The sequence below is a fragment of the Qipengyuania sp. NPDC077410 genome, assembly GCF_044543405.1.
Taxonomy (GTDB): Bacteria; Pseudomonadota; Alphaproteobacteria; order Sphingomonadales; family Sphingomonadaceae; genus Qipengyuania; species Qipengyuania pacifica.
The window spans coordinates 471,628-489,956 of the sequence record NZ_JBITWB010000002.1 but is presented as its reverse complement, the minus strand read 5'-3'; the positions used below and the strand labels follow the sequence as shown (position 1 = coordinate 489,956).

The window sequence follows — 18,329 nt, the reverse complement described above, 5'->3', positions numbered from 1 at the left end:
TCAACGATATCCCTCAAAATAAAAGGGAAAGTAATGGAAAAATTTGAAACAGACATGTCTGAGACACTTATCACTCTCACCTCGGATATCGTCGCAGCGCATGTCAGCAACAACAGCGTATCCGTAGACGACGTCCCGACATTGATCTCGAATGTGTATTCTGCGCTCTCGGGCCTCAACGGGGAAACAGTCACCAGCGAAGCGCCGCTAGAACCTGCCGTACCGATCCGTTCGTCGGTCAAGAAGGATTACATCATCTGCCTTGAAGACGGCAAGAAGATGAAAATGCTCAAGCGCCACCTCAAGACGGCCTATGACATGACGCCTGACGAATACCGGGCGCGTTGGAACCTGCCGTCCGATTATCCTATGGTCGCGCCAAGCTATGCCGAAAAGCGCCGCGAACTGGCCGTGAAGATTGGCCTTGGCCGCAAGCCCGGTCAGAAGCGGGGCCGGAAGAAGAAGACGGCCTGAACGCTCCGGTTCGCCTTGAGCAAAACGTCCCGGCCCGATAAGGGTGCGGGGCGTTTTTCATTCGGGAATCCATCTTGCACCAGAAAATCGATCTTGAACAATTGTGCGCCGACAAGGGCCTGCGCATTACCGAACAGCGGCGCATAATCGCGCGCGTGCTGTCGGAAAGCGACGATCACCCCGACGTCGAACTGCTTCACGAACGGGCTAACAAGATCGATTCGGGAATTTCAATTGCCACGGTCTATCGTACCGTCCGGCTGTTCGAAGAGGCGGGCATTCTCGATCGCCATGATTTTGGCGATGGCCGTGCCCGTTACGAAGCCGCGCCGGAAGCCCATCATGATCATCTGATCGACGTGGAAACCGGCAAAGTCGTGGAATTCGTCGACCCGGAAATTGAAGCCCTGCAGAAACAGATCGCTGCCAAGCTCGGTTATCGCCTGGTCGACCACAGGCTGGAACTCTATGGCGTCCGCCTCGACCGCGAAAAGTGAGCGCAAGCTTGCGAAATATACCGCCAAGCGACTGGCGGCAGCGAGAGGCGAAAAAGTACCGCTAACAGTCGCTGGCTGGGTCCGGTTCTCCCTGCGCGCATTCGGCATCCTGCTCCTGCTATTGGTGTTCGTGCCGCTGCATTACCTCTACCGGATCTTCGCCTATGGATCCCCCTTCCCCATGCTCTTCTTGCGCTTTACCGCATGGATCGTCGGTGCGCGCGTCAAGATCGTCGGAACGCCGTTGCGGCGCGACGTCTTCTTCATCTCTAACCACATCAGTTGGGTCGATATCCTGAGCATGGCTGGCGCCAGCGGTACGGCTTTTGTCGCCAAGCAGGAATTGTCCGAAGTGCCCGTGATCGGGTGGTTATGTGGGCTCAATCGCACCGTGTTCGTGAAGCGCGAAAACCGCATGGGCGTGGCCGAGCAGATTAATGCGCTGCGAGAAGCTTTGCAGGACAACTGGTCGGTAACGGTTTTTCCCGAAGGCACTGTTACCGACGGCCATTCGCTTCTCCCGTTCAAATCGAGCATGATATCCGTGCTTGAGCCGCCCCCTGCGGGCGTGATGGTGCAGCCGGTCGTGCTGAATTACGGAGAAAACGCCGAGGATATCGCTTGGATCGGCGAGGAAAGCGGCCTGCACAATGCGATGCGGGTCATGGCGCGCAAAGGCAGCTTCCGGCTCTCGCTACACTATCTCGAGCCGTTCAGCCCGGTGGATTACAGGGGGCGCAAGGCGGTAGCCGCAAAGGCTAGAGAAGAGATCGAGCGGCAATTGGTCGCTAACCTCGGCGGACCATTGCGCGACTTCCAGCATGTCGTCGAAGCCGTGCATTATCGTCCAAAAGCGAGCACCGAAATCTCGGACTAAAGCCCCGCCTTTACCAACCAATCGTGAAACAAACGCACCGGTCTTTCTTCCAGCGCGGTTGGCTTGCACACGAACCAGTAACTATAGGGGCTTTCCACCTCTACCTCGAAAAGTCTGGCTAGCCGGGTATCGGCAGCCCGGCGCATGTGATCGTCATGCATAATCGCAATGCCGAGGCCTTGCGCGGCCGCTTCCAGCATGATCTGCCCCGAATCGAAATGGTCGATCGCGGTGGGTTCAAGATCGCCCATGCCAATCTCCCGGCGCCACGCATTGAAGCTTTCCGGAAGCTCGTTGTGGATCAGGAATGTCTGCTTCATCAACAGTGATGCATCGGGGGTGGAGCCCAGACGCTCCGCAAGATCGCGGCTGCAGATTGCGTGGACCTTATTGTAATCGAGCCGAACTGCGTGCAGCCCGCGTGACGGGCCGCGGGATAGGATGATGGCGGCATCGAGCACGTCGCCGACCCGATCTTCCAGATGCGCCCCGGTATCGATATCGATATGAAGAAGCGGGTGCCGCTCCCGTAATTCTCCAAGCCGCGGGAATAGACGTTGAGTGCCGAACAGCGGCAAGACGCCCAAATGCAAACGCAAGACGGAAAGGTTTTCCGACTGGCTTTCAACAGCGCGGGCCAATGCCTCGAGCTGCGGGTTCACTGCTTCGAAAAATGCATGGCCGTCATCGGTCAGCTTCATCGACTGACGGGCACGCGTGAACAGCTTCTTGCCGACGAATTCTTCGAGATTGCCGATCCGTCGTGAAAGAGCCGACGGGCTCAGACCGAGTTCGTCTGCCGCCGCGCGCGCAGAGCCGAGGCGAACCGTGCGGACGAAGGCCTCCAGAGCTCGAAGTGGGGGTAATCGCCGTGTTGCCATGATGGTTGCACGCTATTGACGCAAATCACGCCTGTCGAGCGCGAATGTGCAAAAATCTGCAACAGTTGTCACACGGTGGTCGAATCCGGTTCGGGGGCGTGCAGGCGAAGACGCTTCACATGCGTTTCATCGCCATCGGTCACTTCGATCCGCCACCCGCTGGGATGCTCCAGTATACGGCCAACCTCCGGGACCTGCTCTGCCAGCACGAAGGCGAGACCGCCAAGCGTGTCGACAGATTCCTCAACTTCAGCAAGCGCCGGCGAGACGTTCTCGGCCACATCGTCAAGTTCGGCGCGGGCGTCACAATCCCACATCCCCTCGCCGATATCGACAATCCATTCTTCGGGTGCATCATCGTGCTCATCCTCGATATCGCCGACGATTTCCTCGACCAGATCTTCGATGGTGATGAGGCCGTCGGTGCCGGAGAATTCGTCCACCACGATAGCCAGATGCATGCGCTGCGCACGCATATCGGCCAGCACGTCCAGAGCGTTGCGCGTTTGCGGAACATAGAGCGGCTGTCTCATCAGCACGGTCCAATCGCGCGGAGGCTGTTCGCGGCGAGCGAGGATCGGGAACACGTCCTTGATGTGGATCATGCCGATCACGTCGTCGAGCTGATCGCGATATACCGGCATGCGCGAATGGCCGTGTTCGGCGAACGTATCGACCAGGTCGTCCCAGCTCGCCTTGGCATCGATCGCGATGATCTCGCCGCGCGGCACGGCTACGTCGTCCGCATCGTGTTCGGAGAAGTGCAACAGATTGCGCAGCATCTGCCGCTCGACCAGCGACAGATCGCCGGTGCCGCTGTTTTCCGGCGCCTCTTCGCCGTTCTCCCCCTCATGTTCGTCGATCGCTTCTTCCAGCTGCGCGCGCAGCGAGCGTTCGCCGTGATCGGGGTCGAAGAATTTCCGGATTGCGAGCATCAGCCCGCTGCTACTCTCCGCGTCTCCCGCGGGTGATGACGAATCGGGCATGGCCCTAACAATGCACTCCAGTCAGTTGCGATCCCCATATGGGTCCGCGATGCCTAATTTTGCAAGCGCTGCGATTTCAAGCGCCTCCATCGCTTCGGCCTGAGCGTCGGAATCGACATGATCATGCCCGGCAAGATGGAGCAGCCCGTGGACGATCAGGTGCGCGGCGTGGTCCTCGAGCGCGATGCCCTTTTCCGCCGCCTCGCGGGCGCAGGTCTCGTGCGCCAGTGCGAGATCACCGAGCATTTCTGGGGGCCCCTCGCATGCGAGCGCGAGCAAGTCGTCGCGCTCCAACATGGGGAAGGACAGCACGTTGGTCGGCTTGTCCTTGCCGCGCCACTCCTTGTTGAGCGCGTGGACTTCCTCGTCGATTGTGAAAAGCATCGAGGCAGTGAGGCGCGCGTTCGCCAGCGCCGGTTCGACCCCGCTGGCAGCCTCGACCGCGCGATCGGCCAGCGCCGCCCAGTCAGGCGCCTCGGGCCATCCGTCGATTTCGATGTCGAGCTCCATCAGCCCGCAGAAATCCGAGACATGGACCGCATGTCACACTGTCCAATGGGGAAAAAGCTGGCTTCCGGCGGACTGCTGGGGGCTGGTACTGGAAGAGAGGCGAAATCGAAGTCCATCGGTGTCATCTAGCTGACGGTCCGAAGGTAGGAAAGCGGTGGCTGGAGACGTCTACCTTTGGGTGGAAAGCGCACATGGAGCGCTGTTCAATAATCGCTCGCACCCTTATGCCACAACGTAAGCTCAATTCGCCTGTTCTCAGGCTCTTCAGCCCGCCCTCTCTCGAGCATTCGCGGCCTATCCGAACCAAAATTGTGCCCCGTGGTGTCCGCGCTGGAGAAGCCGCGAGCCTCCAGATATTTCCTAACAACATTCACCCGCAATTGCCCCACCTCTGGGCCTTCAACCTTGTCGGTATGACCCGCCACTTGCGGATATCGCGCGAAGCAATCCTCTGCCGCCAAAATCGCATTATCGAGAATTTTGCGAGCTTCAGCATCTATGAAGGCGCTGTTCTTATCGAAGAAAAGGATAAAAGGCCCAGTGTGACAACTGATCGCTTTTGCCCTGTCCGTAGGCATCGCTGCTAAGCACAGGGCTACGGTCAAGAATAAAGAGCGCGCTACCAATTACCGAAATCCCTCCATGAACGATTTAAGAGTGACATAGGTGCTAAACGTCCGCAATCGGGTCGTTAGCCGACGTCGACCACCCTACGCATCCTTCCCCTCGTAAGCCTCGACGATCCGCCCCACGATCGGGTGGCGCACCACATCGGCGGCCGTAAACCGGATCGTGCCGAAACCGTCGACGCCTTCCAGCTTGCCCACAGCATCGGCGAGACCGCTCATGCCGCCGCCGCCCGGAATGTCGACCTGCCGTGGGTCTCCGCAAACGACCATGCGGCTATTTTGGCCGAAGCGGGTAAGAAACATCTTCATCTGTTCGCGCGTGGTGTTCTGTGCTTCATCGAGAATGACGAAGGCATCGGCCAGTGTGCGTCCGCGCATGAAGGCGATCGGTGCAATCTCGATCTCACCGGAAGCTAGCCGCCGCTCAACCTGTTCGGGCGGCATGCAGTCGTAAAGCGCGTCGTAGAGCGGACGCAGATAGGGATCGACTTTTTCCTTCATGTCGCCGGGCAAGAAGCCGAGCTTTTCACCGGCTTCCACCGCAGGCCGGGACAGGATCAGGCGCTGGACGCTGCCATTGATCAGTTGCGCCACCGCCTGCGCCACTGCGAGATAGGTCTTGCCTGTTCCTGCAGGGCCGAGAGCAAAGATGATATCGTCGCGCACCAGGCTGCGCATGTAGGTTGCCTGCATTGCGCTGCGCGGCACGATCGTCTTGCGCCGCGTGCGGATCATGATCGGCGGCCCGCCCTTGCCATTGCCCGGTTCGGCATCGACGATCCCATCGAAAGTCGGTTCGTCGGACATTGCGATCAAGGCTTCGATCGCGCCTGTATCGAGGTCCTGACCGATCGATAGCTTGTCGTACATGCCCTTCAGCACGTCGCGTGCACGGGCCACGCTGTCTTCCGGCCCTTCGATATGAAGCTGATTGCCGCGCGCCGAGATGAATACGCCCAAGCGGTTTTCGACTTGTACCAGATTGGCATCGAATTGCCCGAACAAGGCGCCCAGCAAGCTCTGATTATCAAAGCCTATGTCAACCTGGGCGCGGCGCACTTCGCGTTGCGGAGAGGGCGGCGGGGTGAAAGACCGGGTGTCCTTCTGTGCGGGTTTACGGGCCATAGGCTCCTTTCGTCTACGACTCGGAATGTAAGCCTCATCGCTCCGGAGGCAAGCTGTTCGCCGCACGATGACGGTGGAAAGTCATCATTCCGTCATTGGCATGCCAGAGCGTCCATCAGACGTGGAGCGTTTCCACCTTTACCGACTCCCCTGACGCGGGGCCAGTAAGGGTGGTCAGGCCCCCACTCTTTCGCGCAGCGTGGCGCTCAGCGAGTTGGGGCCTGCTTCGAGCAATTCCACCTCGACCAGATCGCCGATCGCCACGTCGCCTTCGAACCACGCGCTTTGCAGCCAGGGGGTCTTGCCGAGCCACTGGCCCGGCAGCTTGCCCTTGCGTTCGACGAGGACCTGGCAGGTCTTTCCCACGCTTGCCTCGTTGAATGCGAGCTGATCGCGGTTGAGAGCCGCCTGCAGGCGCTGAAGGCGTTCGTCCATGACCTCTTTTGCCACCTGCCCGTCCATCGTGGCGGCGGGCGTGCCGGGGCGCGGCGAGTATTTGAAGCTGAACGCCTGCGCATATTTGACCTCGTCGACCAGCGCGAGGGTTTCTTCGAACTCTGCTTCGGTTTCGCCGGGGAATCCCACGATGAAATCGCCCGACAGCGCAATGTCGGGCCGCGCAGCGCGCATATCTTCCAGCAGCCGCAGGTAGCTGTCTGCCGTGTGACTGCGGTTCATCGCCTTGAGCACGCGGTCCGATCCGCTCTGCACCGGCAGGTGCAGATAGGGCATCAGCTTTTCGACCTCGGCATGACACCTAACCAGCCCTTTTTCAAAATCGTTGGGATGGCTGGTCGTGTAGCGAATACGCTGCAATTCCGGTATCTTGGCAAGCTCTCTTATCAACCCGTCCAGCCCGCAACTGTCACCTTTCGCATCCACACCGCTCCACGCGTTGACGTTCTGCCCAAGCAGCGTGATTTCACGCGCGCCGCGCTCCGCCAGACGGTGCGCTTCCTTTACCAGATCGGCGAAGGGGCGGGAAATCTCCGCGCCCCGCGTATATGGCACGACGCAATAGGTGCAGAACTTGTCGCAGCCCTCCTGCACCGTGAGGAAGGCTGTAGGAAAGCGTTTTGTCCGCTCCGGCAAGGCCGCGAACTTGGCGATGGCAGGCATGTCCGTATCCGTGGCCCGTTCGCCCTGAACCGCCTTGTCCAGCATTTCGGGCAGGCGGTGATAGGCCTGCGGGCCGACGACCATGCTGACCGCCGGGCTGCGCGCCATGATCTCCTCGCCTTCGGCCTGCGCGACGCAGCCTGCTACCGCGATCAGAGGTTCCTTGCCGACCTTGCGCCCCGCCTTGGTCAGGCGCCCGATGTCCGAATAGACTTTCTCTGCCGCCTTTTCGCGTATGTGGCAGGTGTTGAGGACCACGAGATCGGCTTCCTCGCCCTCAGGCGCCGGCACGATCCCGCGCTTGTCCAGCATGTCGGCCATGCGCTCGCCGTCATAGACGTTCATCTGGCAGCCGAAGCTCTTGACCCTATAGGTCTTGGGGGCGGTAGTCGGTTTCATAGCAGGTGTGCGCCAATAGCGAAGAAGAGGGGTTCCTTCAATGAGAAGGGCGGCACATGGCCGCCCTTCCCGTCTAATTGCTGACCGGAACGGTTACGAGACGGTCGCCTTGACGATCTTGCCCGGTTCACGCGGCGGTTCACCCTTGGGCAGCGCATCGATATGCTCCATGCCGCTCTCTACCTGGCCCCAGACCGTATACTGGCCATCGAGGAATTCGGCGTCGTCGAAGCAGATGAAGAACTGGCTGTTCGCGCTGTCGGGCACCTGGGTGCGGGCCATCGAGCAGGTGCCGCGAGTGTGCGGTTCGCTGTTGAATTCGGCCTTCAGGTCGGGCTTGTCGCTGCCGCCCATGCCGGTGCCGGTCGGATCGCCGCCCTGCGCCATGAAGCCGGGGATGACGCGGTGAAAAATGACGCCGTCGTAGAATCCTTCACCGACGAGTTCGGTGATCCGTTCGACATGGCCCGGAGCCAGATCGGGGCGCAGCTTGATTACCACGTCCTTGTTTTCGCCGTCGCCGGTGTCGAGTGTGAAGGTCAGCTTGTCAGCCATGTGTCGTGTCTCCTGTAAATCGATTGGCGCCTACATAGGGATTGTGCAGAGCGTGTCACCCTCTGCTTGCAATCCCATGGCGGGTGCCTAGAGCGATGCTCATGTCGGAGAGCGACCGCCCCCTCGATGAAGACGGATTCCTGCTCGCGCACGAGCCGGCCGAGGAAGGTCGTCCGGACGACCGCATCGACGACGAGCGCATGGACGAGGAAAATACGTTCAAGCCGGAGTTCGTCCGGGCCGTCGAAGACGCGCTCGAGGAGGGCGACACCAAGGCGGTCTACGAACTGGTCGAGCCGCTTCACCCGGCCGACATTGCCGACCTTCTCGAACTTCTCGAACGGCAGGAACGTTACCAGCTCGCCGCCGCCATAACCGATCTGATGACGTCGGAGGTGGTAGCCGAGCTGAACGATTATGTCCGCGAGGACATGATGGAAGCGCTGCCGCCCGAGGCCGTGGCGCAGATCGTCGACCAACTCGAGACCGACGACGCCGTCCAGCTGATCGAGGATCTGGACGAGGCCGACCAGCGTGCCATTCTGGCCGAGGTCGAGCTGGAGGACCGGATCGCGATCCAGTCCGCCCTGTCCTATCCCGAGGAAACCGCCGGCCGTCTGATGAGCCGCGAGTTCGTGGCCGTGCCCGAACATCTGACGGTGGGCGACCTGATCGATTACCTGCGCGACGGGCGCGACCTGCCCGACGAATTCTTCGAAGTGTTCGTGGTCGACGAAAAGCATCATCCGGTCGGAACCTGCGCCCTGTCGTGGGTGCTGCGTGCGCCGCGCAATGTGGCGCTGGCGGACGTGATGAAGCGCGATCAGACGCTCATCCCGGTCATGCTCGACCAGGAAGAGGTCGGGCTGATGTTCCAGAAATACAATCTGATCAGCGCTGCCGTGGTCGACGAGAACGATCGGCTTGTCGGTCAGATGACGGTCGACGACGTTGTCCACATCATTTCCGAAGAAGCGGGCGAAGACGCCCTGCTGATGTCGGGTGCGGGTGATGGCGACATCAACGAACCGATCCGCGAAGCCTATTCCGCGCGTGTCCGCTGGCTGATCGCCAATCTGGGCACGGCGCTGGTCGCATCGCTCATCATCGCCATGTTCGGCGCAGCGATCGAGCAACTGGTTGCCCTTGCCGTGCTGATGCCGATCGTCGCCAGCATCGGTGGCAATGCGGGCACACAGACCATGGCAGTGACCGTCCGTGCAATCGCCACCAACCAGCTGACGCGCAGCAATACGCGGCGCATCCTGCTGCGGGAAATGCGCGTGGCAGTACTCAACGGCATGACCATCGCGGTCCTCATCGGGCTGGCAACTGGCGTGATCTTCAGCCCGATGCTGGGCGGCGTCATCGCACTTGCGATGGTCATCAACGTGGTCATCGCCGGGCTCGCCGGCGTGCTGGTGCCGGTGATCTTCGACAGGCTCGATCAGGACCCGGCAGTGGCCAGCAGCGTCTTCGTGACCATGATCACAGATTCCATGGGCTTCTTCGCGTTTCTCGGTCTTGCGGTGGCCAGCGGTATCGTCGGCAGCTGACCGGCGGCATTATTCTTTCACGAGCGGCGAACTGGCCCCGTCCTGGGTGAAGGTTGCGCCCGTGACGATCCCATTCTCCTCTGCAAACACGATCTCGGCGTTGACGGCTCGCCAGAAGAATTCCGCTTCCGAACGCGGGAAGATCGGCAATGCGCCCTGCCCCGTGATCGCAGCCATAAGCTGATCGCCCTTCCGCGTGACGACGAGGGCCAGATCGGGGTTGAACCGATAGGTGCCGGTAACCCGGTCCAGTTGTTGCTGCGACAGTTCCACTTCCGTACGGTCCACGCCCGTAGGCGCTTCTGGAACGGCTTTCGCCTCCGCGATCGGCGCACCGATCAGGACGTGAAGTGCGATATCCTGCGCGGACGGTTCGGCGGCGGAATTGGTCAGGGCCACGACCCCGCGACCGGTGGCAGGCTGCAGACCCATGTAGGAGCGGAAACCACCCGTCCCGCCGCCGTGCCCGATCACTTCGCCCGCTGGGGCCATTGTGATCATCCAGCCAAGACCGGCTTTGAACCCCGGCCACTGCCTCGTCTCGCCCAGCGTCAGTTTCATGGCCGGAGCGATGGGAGATTCCGGGTCGAGAGCTCGCTTGAGAAAGATATCCATGTCGTGCGCCGTCGAGCGCAACCCACCAGCCCCGGCGAGAACCGCCAGATTCCAGGCACTGGTGGGCCGCATATATTCGTCGAACCCGCCGATAAACCTAGCCTGCTGATCGGGCGTGAGCGTAATGGCGGTATCTTCCATTCCCAGAGGATCAAGGATGCGGGTTCGCAGCAGGGTTTCGAAATCGCTTTTCGCCGCGCGGGCCAGAACATAACCGAGCAAGCCGACGCCGAGGTTCGAATAGCCATACTGGCTGCCGATTTCTCTGGGCAATTCGTAGGCGGCGAGAAAACCGAGCAGGTCCGCTTCGGTATAATCCGCATAGGGATCCGTGACATCGGACGGGCTGAGATTGTCGGGCAAGCGCGGCAAACCCGAATCCTGCTGCGACAGATTTCGCAGAGTGATCTGCCTGCCGTCACGCCGGGGCATTGTGGCGCCTTCGGGAAGGTAACTCTCGACCGGATCATCGAGGGAAACCGTCCCATCGAGCACCATGTCGGCCAGCAGAAGCCCGGTGAAAACCTTCGTCATCGAGCCGATCTCGAACAAGGTTCGCGCATTCACGCTCGCCTCGTCGCTGGAAATCGTGCGCGCGTTCGCCGCTTCCACCGTACCGACGATCATTTCGGCGCCGGGTCTGCCGGCAAGCCGATCGGTTATGGCTGTCCGGATGGCGTCATCACCGGGAATTTCCCAATCATCCGGAAGGGATGGCTGTTTGACCTCGGCGGTCCGTTCGGGGGGCTGGGCGGCGCTCAGGGTCAACGGAAACTGCATTCCTGCCTGGCTGAACACGCCTTGCCAGGCTTCGGCCTCGGCATCCCACGTGCCCGAATAGGCTGCCCCTATGCCGGGTACGGAGAAGGATAGAGTGTCGGCATCAGCCGCCACTTCCGAAAGCGGAATGTCGAAGGCTTTCTGATCCGGACTGTCGAGCGTTCCCACAATGGCCCCGTCCGCCGCTCGCTCGAGAGCGACGCCGATCGTCAGACTGGTGCCGTTGAGGTCGAGACTGCCGCGCCAATAGCCGTCCGCCTGCTGCGCTACTGCCGGCGCTGCGGCGACAAGCGCTGCGACGATACCGGCATTTCCGATGTGGCTTCTCATGTTCAAAGCACGCTCCCCAGGCGAAATTGCCCGGGCATTCTTACGCCTGATGCCAATCAGATCAATGTCGCGATGCTTTTGGGACTATCGGCAAAATGCACTTGAGTGCGGCGCCCCATCATCCCATCTGGTCCCCATGCCGCTCAATCTGACCAAAATCGCTTTCGGGGCGCAAAGCTATGGCGATATCGAAAGCTGGTATGCGCAGCGGCGTAGCCCTAACCTGACCACGCGTTATCGCCCGACGAAGTGGGAAGAGTGCATCGGCGGATCGCTTTACTGGATCCATCAGCACAGCATCGTGGCACGCAGTGAAATCATCGGATTTTCCGAGACGGCTGACGGGCGCTGGTCGATCGACCTCAAGCCCGAACTCGTCCGCGTGCATCCCCGCCCGAAGCGCGCGCATCAGGGCTGGCGTTATCTCAAGGGAGACGTGCCGCGCGATCTGGCCGAAGGCGAGGACATTGGTGATGCGCTCCCGGGGAAACTGGCAGGCAAGCTGGAGCGCCTGGGACTGATCTGATTTGGTGGAACACGGCACAAGCCCTTGCTTTACAACGATTGTGACCGTCGGACGACCGGAAGCTTTCAGTAATAAGCATCTGTTTTTGCGGGCATTTTCCTTCTTATATTTACGTCGTGGTAAGGGCGCTGACCTAGGGCGCACCTGACTTCAACAGCGCAGCACTCCCATGACCGACCAGCCGAATTTTGCCGATAGTTTCGCTAGCAAGGGCCACCCGCGATTATGGGGTGAACGGGCTGCGACAAGCCAGGCTGCAGGTCGGAATGGCATCCTCCATCGCTATGGCTTCGTGCGCACCAGCATTGCGGACAAGGTCCGCGTGTACACGATTTCCTTCACGGCGATCCTGGTTCTGCTGGGTGTTATCCTTGGCGGCGCACAGGCCGCCCTCACCGCCCGTTCCGATCAGGCAGGCGCCAGCGCATCTCGCGCTATGGCCGCTGCGCAGCTCGCGACGTCGATCGCAGAAAGCCGCTATTTCGCTTCGCGCTTCGCCGCGAGTGGCGATGCCGAGGTCATCAGATCGGCTTTCACGACGCTCGAGCAGGCACACGCCGAGGTCGAGGCGACAATCGCGCTGAAGGGTGGAGATGCCGCTTCGCGCGAGCAGATGGAATGGCTGGTCACGCAGGTCGAAGGCTTCCGTCCGGAACTGCGCGCCCTGCAATCGTCTATCGATGCACACGGTCCTTCCGCCACTGGCGACGCATTGGCGAACGCGATCGACATAAGCGGAGATCAGCTGGCGCAGCAGTCCGCCGACATCGAAGCCACCCTGATCGCGCAGTCGGATACCGCCCAGCAGTCACTCGAAACGCTGAAGACCTGGACCATGATCATCGCCCTGACGCTGATCGCGGGGTGTATCGCGCTGGTTCACCTCGGCGCCAAGACACTTTCGGAACAGGTTTCGGATTCACTGGGCGAGATCACGGGCGCGATGACGAGCCTGGCCGGAGGCGACCGGTCCATCGCCATACCGGGCACCGGCCGAGAGGACGAGATCGGCGAAATGGCTAGAGCGCTGGTAGTATTCCGCGAAAGCGCCGATGCGCTTGCGGACCTTCAGCGAAAGGCACGCGAAGAGCAGAATGCGGTCCTCCGCCGGCTGGTCGATAATTTCCGCGGCGGTGTCGGTGAAGTAGCCGTAAGCGTTGCGCAGGCTTCGCGGGAGCTTCAGTCAACGTCGGCCGACATGGCCGGAGCTGCAACCCAGACGATCGGTTTCGTGGAGCAGGTTTCGCGCGACATGGCAGAAACGCAGATCGGCGTTACCGCGGCGGCCGCGGCCAGCGACCAATTTGCCCTCTCTATAGCGGAAATCGGCAAGCAGGCGGGCAATTCGGCCAGCGTGGTGCAGGACGCGCGGCAGTCGACCGAACTGGCCGACACCAAGATGGCTGAGCTGGCTTACGTGGCTGAAGAAATTGGCGATGTGGTCGATCTGATCGGAGCGATTGCCGACAGGACCAATCTCCTCGCTCTCAACGCTTCGATAGAGGCAGCGCGCGGTGGCGAAGCCGGGCGCGGCTTTGCGGTCGTCGCCTCCGAAGTGAAGGACTTGGCCCGGCAGACCCGCGATGCAACCGGCGAGGTGGCCGCCCGTATAATCGGCATGCAGGCAACGAGCCGGGAGAGCGTCGATGCCCTGGCGCAAATCGGTGAGCGCATTCGTGAGGTCGAACTGACGGCGACCGCCATCGCGCAAGCTGTTGACGAACAGTCGGTTTCGAGCCGCGAACTCGCGCGAAACCTCGACCTTGCGGCCAATGGCGTCGACAATATCGGCAGCAGCATCGCGCAGATAGCACAGATGGCCCGCAATACGGGCAAAGCTTGTGAGCAGGTACTCGCTTCTGCCGATACATTAGACCTGACGGCCCACGATCTCGATGCCCGCTCGCGGGAGTTCGTGGAATCAGTGCGCGCAGCATAAGGCCAGAATCTCGGAACAGGCCCCCTCCCTCGCCCATTGAAACGGCAAAGGAGAATGTACCAATGCCCGAACGCCAATCGCGTCACCCCGACAACGAATTCATCGAGGAAATCACCGAAGGCGACACGCCATCGCAGCAGGGTTCCGCTGGCGGTGAAGTCAACCGCCGTGTGGGCAAGCGCGGCGAAGAAAACAGCGCTACCGACCCCGCCAACCGCGAGCCGGAAACAGGCTCGGACAATCCCGATCAGGATGCTCGGAAAGGCGAAAAGACGCTTTCCGCCATGCAGGATTCGCGCAGCAGCTAGATCGGCGCAGCAGCGATCAGGCCGGAATCTTCGCCGCCACCCGTCGCAGTGCATCCGCGTAGGCTTCGGGTGGCTGAGCGCCGGGGATCATGAACTTGTTTTCTACGATCATCGCCGGAACTCCGGTGATGTTCAGGTCCCAGGCAGCGCTCTCTTCCGCGCGAACCTTGTGGGCGAGTTCTTCGCTCTTTAGCGCAGCTTGCGCTTCGGAACGGTCGAGACCCATGCTTTCGGCGATAGCCATCAGGACCTGATGATCCGCAATGCGGCGACGCTCGTTGAAATGCGCCTTGAACAGAGCAAGTTTGAGTTCGGTCTGCTTTTCGGGTCCGAACTGCTCACCGGCCCATGTCAGCAGCTTGTGCGCATCGAAAGTGTTCCACATCCAGCGCTGCGGCTCGGGATCGGGACCTTCATAATCCAGCGACACGCCAGCGCCTTGGGCCGCTTCGCGCATCCGGCCCTGTACCGCCTTGGACTGTTCGGGGGTGGAGCCATATTTACGCGCGATATGCGCGGCGCTTTCTTCCCCTTCGGCCGGCATGTCGGGATTGAGTTCAAAGGCGTGCCAGCGCACATCCGCCTCGATCTCGCCGTCGAGCAGTTCCAGCCCCTTCTGCAGGGATCCCCAGCCGACCAGACACCACGGGCACATCACGTCGGACCATATATCGATCCGCAAGGTTCGCGGGCTGCTCATCGATCTATCCACCATTGCATCAGGTGATGCGCTATAGCATGCGGCGGAGGGGCAACGAAGCGGCCGTTGCCCGCCAGTGCCGCCTCAACCTCCTCACGCGTGTACCAGTCGATTTCGGCCATCTCGGTTTCGTCGATGGTAAGTTCCTCGCTATCGGCATGGCTGTGGCAGCCGATCATCAACTGGCTCGGAAACGGCCAGGGCTGACTGGCGACATAGGTTACATCGCGCACTTGCACGCCCGATTCTTCCAGCACCTCCCGCGCGACAGCCTCTTCAATGCTCTCACCCGGCTCGACAAAACCGGCGAGTGCCGAAAAGCGGCCCTCGGGCCAGCCGAGACCGCGGCCCAGCATCAGCCGTCCTTCGTGTTCGACCAGCATAATCGTGACGGGGTCGGTGCGCGGGAAATGGCTGGCACCGCATTGCGTGCAGTCGCGCTGCCAACCACCCTTGGCCAGTACCGTCTCACCGCCACAGGCAGCACAGAAACGATGGCGCGCATGCCAGTCGATCAGGCTGCGAGCACCGCCATATAGCGCGAGATCGTCGGGCTGCAGTGTCGCCATCAACGACCATAGTTGTGGGTTAGCCATGCGCGGAGCGGCGTCTCCGCGCGGCGGAACCGCAGCGAAACAGGCCTTGCCGTCATCGAGTCCCAGAAAGCACAGCTCCGCATTCTCGGGCGCATCGGCCAATGTGCCGAATGCCAGCCGCCCGTGATCGTCCAGTGACGGCATCAACCCGTCCAGCGCCAGCAACCGCGCTTTCCAGTTCATATAGCCGCTAAGCCGTTCCGGATCGGCGCGGACATGGTCGGCGCGGTCGAGGCGCGAGCCAGTGAAGGAGAGCACGGGTTAGCTCTTCGCTCCCTGCATGACGGCAAGGTCTTCCAGCACCGCCTTTGGAAAAGCGTCGTGGACCGGGTAGGCTTCGGACGGCATGTACTGCGTCATCAGATTGGCGCGCAGGCCGACCTTGTAGCTTACCAGGGCGACCGTACCGGCAGCCCCGCCCCAGCCGTAGGCGCCGTCGCTTACGCGCCCGCCCGCGCCGAAGCCCTGGCCTTCGATCCACGTACCCTTGGTCGTGGCGGTTTCCGGAAGAAGGTCCGAGGTGCCAAGCTTCACGGCCTTTTCGCTCATGACGCGCCGTCCGTCGATGACGCCGTATCCCAGCAGCATTTCAAGGAAACGATCATAATCGCGCGGGCTCGACACCAGCCCGGCGCCACCGAACGGGAATGGCGGTTTGTCGAGGAAGATCGACGCCCGCGCCGGGTCCATCGGCAGCGGCGAGCCGTTCATGATCCCATAATTCGTCGTCAGACGGCCGATTTCGCTTTCCGGCACGGTGAACCAGGTACTGGTCATGCCGGTGGGTTCGAAGATCCGCGTGCGCAGGAATTCATCGAACTTCATGCCCGATGCCACTTCGATGACGCGGCCCATCAGATCGAGCCCGACAGAATAGCTCCATTTCGAACCCGGCTGCAGCACCAGCGGCATCTTGGCCAGCCGGTCCGCGAAGACATCCAGTCCCTTTACTGCCGTCGCGCGACCGAGGCCGGGAAGCGGAAGACGGCTGACCTGACCCGGGATCAGGCCCTGTTCGGTATAGGCCGCCGCGATCGGGCCTTTCTGCACGATGTTGTAACCAAGGCCTGCAGTGTGGGTAAGCAGCTGGCGCACCGTGATCGGGCGTTCCGCCGGGACCACGTCGGTGATGGAGCCGTCATAGGTCTTCTGCACCATCATGTTGGAATAAGCCGGGAGCAGTTCCGCGATCGGCTGATCGAGCCCAAGTTTGCCTTCGTCAATGAGGATCATCGCTGCCATGCCGGTGATCGGCTTGGTCATGGAATAGATCCGATAGAGACTGTCGGCATCGGCCTTGACCGTTCCGCCCAATGCCAATGTGCCGCGAGCGATATAGAGAGGCTCCTTGTCGCCCCATCCAAGTGTCGCGACCATGTTCGCCACCTTGCGTTCGGTCACGTATTTCTGGACCATCGCGCTGACGTTCTTCCAGTCCGCAGCAGCTTCGCGAGCAAAAGCCATGCGGCCCATCGGAGCACCCGCCAGCGCCGCCCCTGCGGTAAGCCAGGCGCCCCCGCGCAGCAGCGCGCGGCGGGACATGCTGGGGGTGTCGAACTCGCGATAGGCCATTCGTCTCTCTCCGATACTCTGTTTGCGAAGGTTTGTGCGTGAGCGGCGCAGGGCCGTCAATTGCGAATTGAAACTGTTGCATTGCCCCGGTGCTTTACCCATACCGAACACATGCTGAACCTTCTCTCAATCCTGTTCGGACTCGTGTCCCTCGTCGTCGTCATTCCGGCGACTATTCCTCTTCTCGGCTGGGCCAACTGGTTCGCACTGCCGCTGATCGTGATCGGCGTGGTGCTTGGCCAGTTTTCGTCGAGCAACGGGGGACGGAATTTCTGCCTCATCGTCCTGCTGATTGCGGCGATCCGGCTGTCGCTTGGCGGCGGGCTTATCTAACCCGACTGCGCCAACCGGGCAGCCTTGGCAAACAAGGTCGGCAGACCTGCTTCGTCGAGGCTGTTGATCGGCCACCATTCGCCCTGGCCTTCAGGCTGGCTCGCCGCGAGGCTGGTGAGGACCGTCAGCTCGAGCGAGAAATGGGTGAAAGTGTGGCGCACGACGCCGGCGCTCTCCCATATTCTCGGTGATGGCGTTTGCATCGAACCGCTGGAGCGGGCGTTCCAGCCATCGTCAGGCAAGGCGCGCATTCCGCCGAGAATGCCGGTGCCGGGACGCCTGACAAGCCACACGGCCCCATCGTTTTCCATCCAGTAGGCCTGCCCCTGTCGCACCGGTTTTGCCTTCTTCGGGGCCTTGACCGGCAATCGTCCCGGATCGCCCTCGGCCCTTGCCTTGCAGGCGTTCGACAAGGGGCACAGGAGGCATCTGGGATCGCGCGCGGTGCAGATCGTCGCGCCCAGGTCCATCATGGCCTGCGCAAAGTCGCCGGCACGCATATCGGGTGTGATGGCATCGGCTGCTGTGCGAATGGCCTTGCGGGCGGCCGGCAGCGGTTCCTCGATAGCGAACAGTCGCGCGACGACGCGCTCGACATTGGCATCGACCACCACGGCACGTTTTTCAAATGCGATCGCTGCGATTGCCGCAGCGGTATAGGCCCCGAGGCCCGGCAATCTGCGAAGGTCGTTTTCCGTCTCGGGAAAGTGCCCCAGTTCGGCCACGACCCGCGCGCATTTCACGAGATTTCGCGCCCGCGAGTAATAGCCCAGCCCCGCCCACGCCGCCATGACGTCTTCCTCTGGCGCTGCCGCAAGCGCCTCCACATTGGGCCAGCGCGCGAGAAACGCTTCGAAATAGGGTTTCACCGCGGCGACAGTGGTCTGCTGGAGCATGACTTCCGACAGCCAGACGCGGTACGGTTCCGGCGGAGGCGTTCCCGGCTGCGCGCGCCACGGCAGTTCGCGGGCATGCGCGTCATACCAGTCGAGCAAATTGTCAGAGACAGTGGCGGCCACCGC

The 18,329-nt window shown here is 61.4% G+C and carries 20 protein-coding genes; 8 read left to right on the top strand and 12 right to left on the bottom strand.

Going from position 1 to position 18,329, the window contains the following annotated elements:
* The first annotated feature begins 33 nt into the window (after window positions 1-33).
* The 3 genes from ACIGGE_RS10335 (at window position 34) to ACIGGE_RS10325 (ending at window position 1,848) form a co-directional block, all read left to right on the top strand.
* A complete protein-coding gene (locus ACIGGE_RS10335) occupies window positions 34-474 on the top strand; it encodes a MucR family transcriptional regulator (protein ID WP_397490263.1) in 441 nt (146 codons plus the stop codon).
* A 74-nt stretch (window positions 475-548) separates the two neighbouring features.
* Window positions 549-971 (top strand): Fur family transcriptional regulator, encoded by a 423-nt coding sequence (locus tag ACIGGE_RS10330; RefSeq protein WP_103023122.1) that lies wholly within the window; start codon window positions 549-551, stop codon window positions 969-971.
* A complete protein-coding gene (locus ACIGGE_RS10325; RefSeq protein ID WP_397490262.1) occupies window positions 943-1,848 on the top strand; it encodes a lysophospholipid acyltransferase family protein in 906 nt (301 codons plus the stop codon). The genes ACIGGE_RS10330 and ACIGGE_RS10325 overlap by 29 nt, the downstream gene beginning before the upstream one ends.
* Here ACIGGE_RS10325 and ACIGGE_RS10320 read toward each other — a convergent pair.
* The 7 genes from ACIGGE_RS10320 to ACIGGE_RS10290 all read right to left on the bottom strand — a co-directional run bounded on the left by ACIGGE_RS10320 (window position 1,845) and on the right by ACIGGE_RS10290 (window position 8,052).
* The gene (locus ACIGGE_RS10320; protein ID WP_103023120.1) at window positions 1,845-2,729 is read right to left on the bottom strand and encodes a LysR substrate-binding domain-containing protein; all 885 of its coding nucleotides are present in this window, start codon (window positions 2,727-2,729) and stop codon (window positions 1,845-1,847) included. The genes ACIGGE_RS10325 and ACIGGE_RS10320 overlap by 4 nt on opposite strands.
* 68 nt (window positions 2,730-2,797) lie before the next feature.
* Window positions 2,798-3,664 carry a hemolysin family protein gene (locus tag ACIGGE_RS10315; RefSeq protein ID WP_397490261.1) on the bottom strand — a complete coding sequence of 289 codons (867 nt, stop codon included), beginning with the start codon at window positions 3,662-3,664 and terminating at the stop codon, window positions 2,798-2,800.
* A gap of 72 nt (window positions 3,665-3,736) precedes the next feature.
* Window positions 3,737-4,225: an rRNA maturation RNase YbeY gene (gene ybeY / locus ACIGGE_RS10310; protein WP_397490260.1), complete on the bottom strand. Its 489-nt coding sequence runs from the start codon at window positions 4,223-4,225 to the stop codon at window positions 3,737-3,739.
* Between the two features lie 203 nt (window positions 4,226-4,428).
* Window positions 4,429-4,830: a hypothetical protein gene (locus ACIGGE_RS10305; RefSeq protein WP_397490259.1), complete on the bottom strand. Its 402-nt coding sequence runs from the start codon at window positions 4,828-4,830 to the stop codon at window positions 4,429-4,431.
* A gap of 105 nt (window positions 4,831-4,935) precedes the next feature.
* Window positions 4,936-5,979 (bottom strand): PhoH family protein, encoded by a 1,044-nt coding sequence (locus tag ACIGGE_RS10300; protein ID WP_103023114.1) that lies wholly within the window; start codon window positions 5,977-5,979, stop codon window positions 4,936-4,938.
* A 174-nt stretch (window positions 5,980-6,153) separates the two neighbouring features.
* A complete protein-coding gene (gene miaB / locus ACIGGE_RS10295) occupies window positions 6,154-7,497 on the bottom strand; it encodes a tRNA (N6-isopentenyl adenosine(37)-C2)-methylthiotransferase MiaB (RefSeq protein ID WP_397490258.1) in 1,344 nt (447 codons plus the stop codon).
* 93 nt (window positions 7,498-7,590) lie between these two features.
* The gene (locus ACIGGE_RS10290; protein ID WP_397490257.1) at window positions 7,591-8,052 is read right to left on the bottom strand and encodes a peptidylprolyl isomerase; all 462 of its coding nucleotides are present in this window, start codon (window positions 8,050-8,052) and stop codon (window positions 7,591-7,593) included.
* A 101-nt stretch (window positions 8,053-8,153) separates the two neighbouring features.
* Between ACIGGE_RS10290 and mgtE the strand changes: the two genes are divergently transcribed.
* Entirely contained in the window at window positions 8,154-9,608 is a 1,455-nt protein-coding gene (mgtE, locus tag ACIGGE_RS10285; RefSeq protein ID WP_103023434.1) for a magnesium transporter, read from the top strand.
* 9 nt (window positions 9,609-9,617) lie between these two features.
* Here mgtE and ACIGGE_RS10280 read toward each other — a convergent pair whose 3' ends face one another.
* A complete protein-coding gene (locus ACIGGE_RS10280) occupies window positions 9,618-11,333 on the bottom strand; it encodes a serine hydrolase (protein ID WP_397490256.1) in 1,716 nt (571 codons plus the stop codon).
* A gap of 136 nt (window positions 11,334-11,469) precedes the next feature.
* Between ACIGGE_RS10280 and ACIGGE_RS10275 the strand changes: the two genes are divergently transcribed.
* The 3 genes from ACIGGE_RS10275 (at window position 11,470) to ACIGGE_RS10265 (ending at window position 14,106) form a co-directional block, all read left to right on the top strand.
* Window positions 11,470-11,859, top strand: a complete 390-nt coding sequence (locus ACIGGE_RS10275; protein ID WP_103023108.1) for a DUF1489 family protein — start codon at window positions 11,470-11,472, stop codon at window positions 11,857-11,859.
* Window positions 11,860-12,028: 169 nt separating this feature from the next.
* On the top strand, window positions 12,029-13,798 hold the full coding sequence (locus ACIGGE_RS10270) for a methyl-accepting chemotaxis protein (protein ID WP_397490255.1): 1,770 nt from the start codon (window positions 12,029-12,031) through the stop codon (window positions 13,796-13,798).
* Window positions 13,799-13,860: 62 nt separating this feature from the next.
* Window positions 13,861-14,106, top strand: coding sequence for a hypothetical protein (locus ACIGGE_RS10265; RefSeq protein WP_196846486.1), 246 nt, complete (start codon window positions 13,861-13,863; stop codon window positions 14,104-14,106).
* Between the two features lie 16 nt (window positions 14,107-14,122).
* Here ACIGGE_RS10265 and ACIGGE_RS10260 read toward each other — a convergent pair whose 3' ends face one another.
* The 3 genes from ACIGGE_RS10260 to ACIGGE_RS10250 all read right to left on the bottom strand — a co-directional run bounded on the left by ACIGGE_RS10260 (window position 14,123) and on the right by ACIGGE_RS10250 (window position 16,974).
* Window positions 14,123-14,806, bottom strand: coding sequence for a DsbA family oxidoreductase (locus ACIGGE_RS10260; RefSeq protein ID WP_397490254.1), 684 nt, complete (start codon window positions 14,804-14,806; stop codon window positions 14,123-14,125).
* A complete protein-coding gene (nudC, locus tag ACIGGE_RS10255; RefSeq protein ID WP_353050643.1) occupies window positions 14,803-15,585 on the bottom strand; it encodes an NAD(+) diphosphatase in 783 nt (260 codons plus the stop codon). The genes ACIGGE_RS10260 and nudC overlap by 4 nt, the downstream gene beginning before the upstream one ends.
* Before the next feature lie 78 nt (window positions 15,586-15,663).
* Window positions 15,664-16,974, bottom strand: coding sequence for a serine hydrolase (locus tag ACIGGE_RS10250; protein ID WP_196848124.1), 1,311 nt, complete (start codon window positions 16,972-16,974; stop codon window positions 15,664-15,666).
* 60 nt (window positions 16,975-17,034) lie between these two features.
* On the opposite strand from ACIGGE_RS10250, the gene ACIGGE_RS10245 reads away from it, so the two are divergent.
* Window positions 17,035-17,307 carry a hypothetical protein gene (locus ACIGGE_RS10245; RefSeq protein WP_397490253.1) on the top strand — a complete coding sequence of 91 codons (273 nt, stop codon included), beginning with the start codon at window positions 17,035-17,037 and terminating at the stop codon, window positions 17,305-17,307.
* Here the strand turns inward: ACIGGE_RS10245 and mutY are convergent.
* A complete protein-coding gene (gene mutY, locus ACIGGE_RS10240) occupies window positions 17,304-18,326 on the bottom strand; it encodes an A/G-specific adenine glycosylase (RefSeq protein WP_397490252.1) in 1,023 nt (340 codons plus the stop codon). The genes ACIGGE_RS10245 and mutY overlap by 4 nt on opposite strands.
* Between the last annotated feature and the right edge of the window lie 3 nt (window positions 18,327-18,329).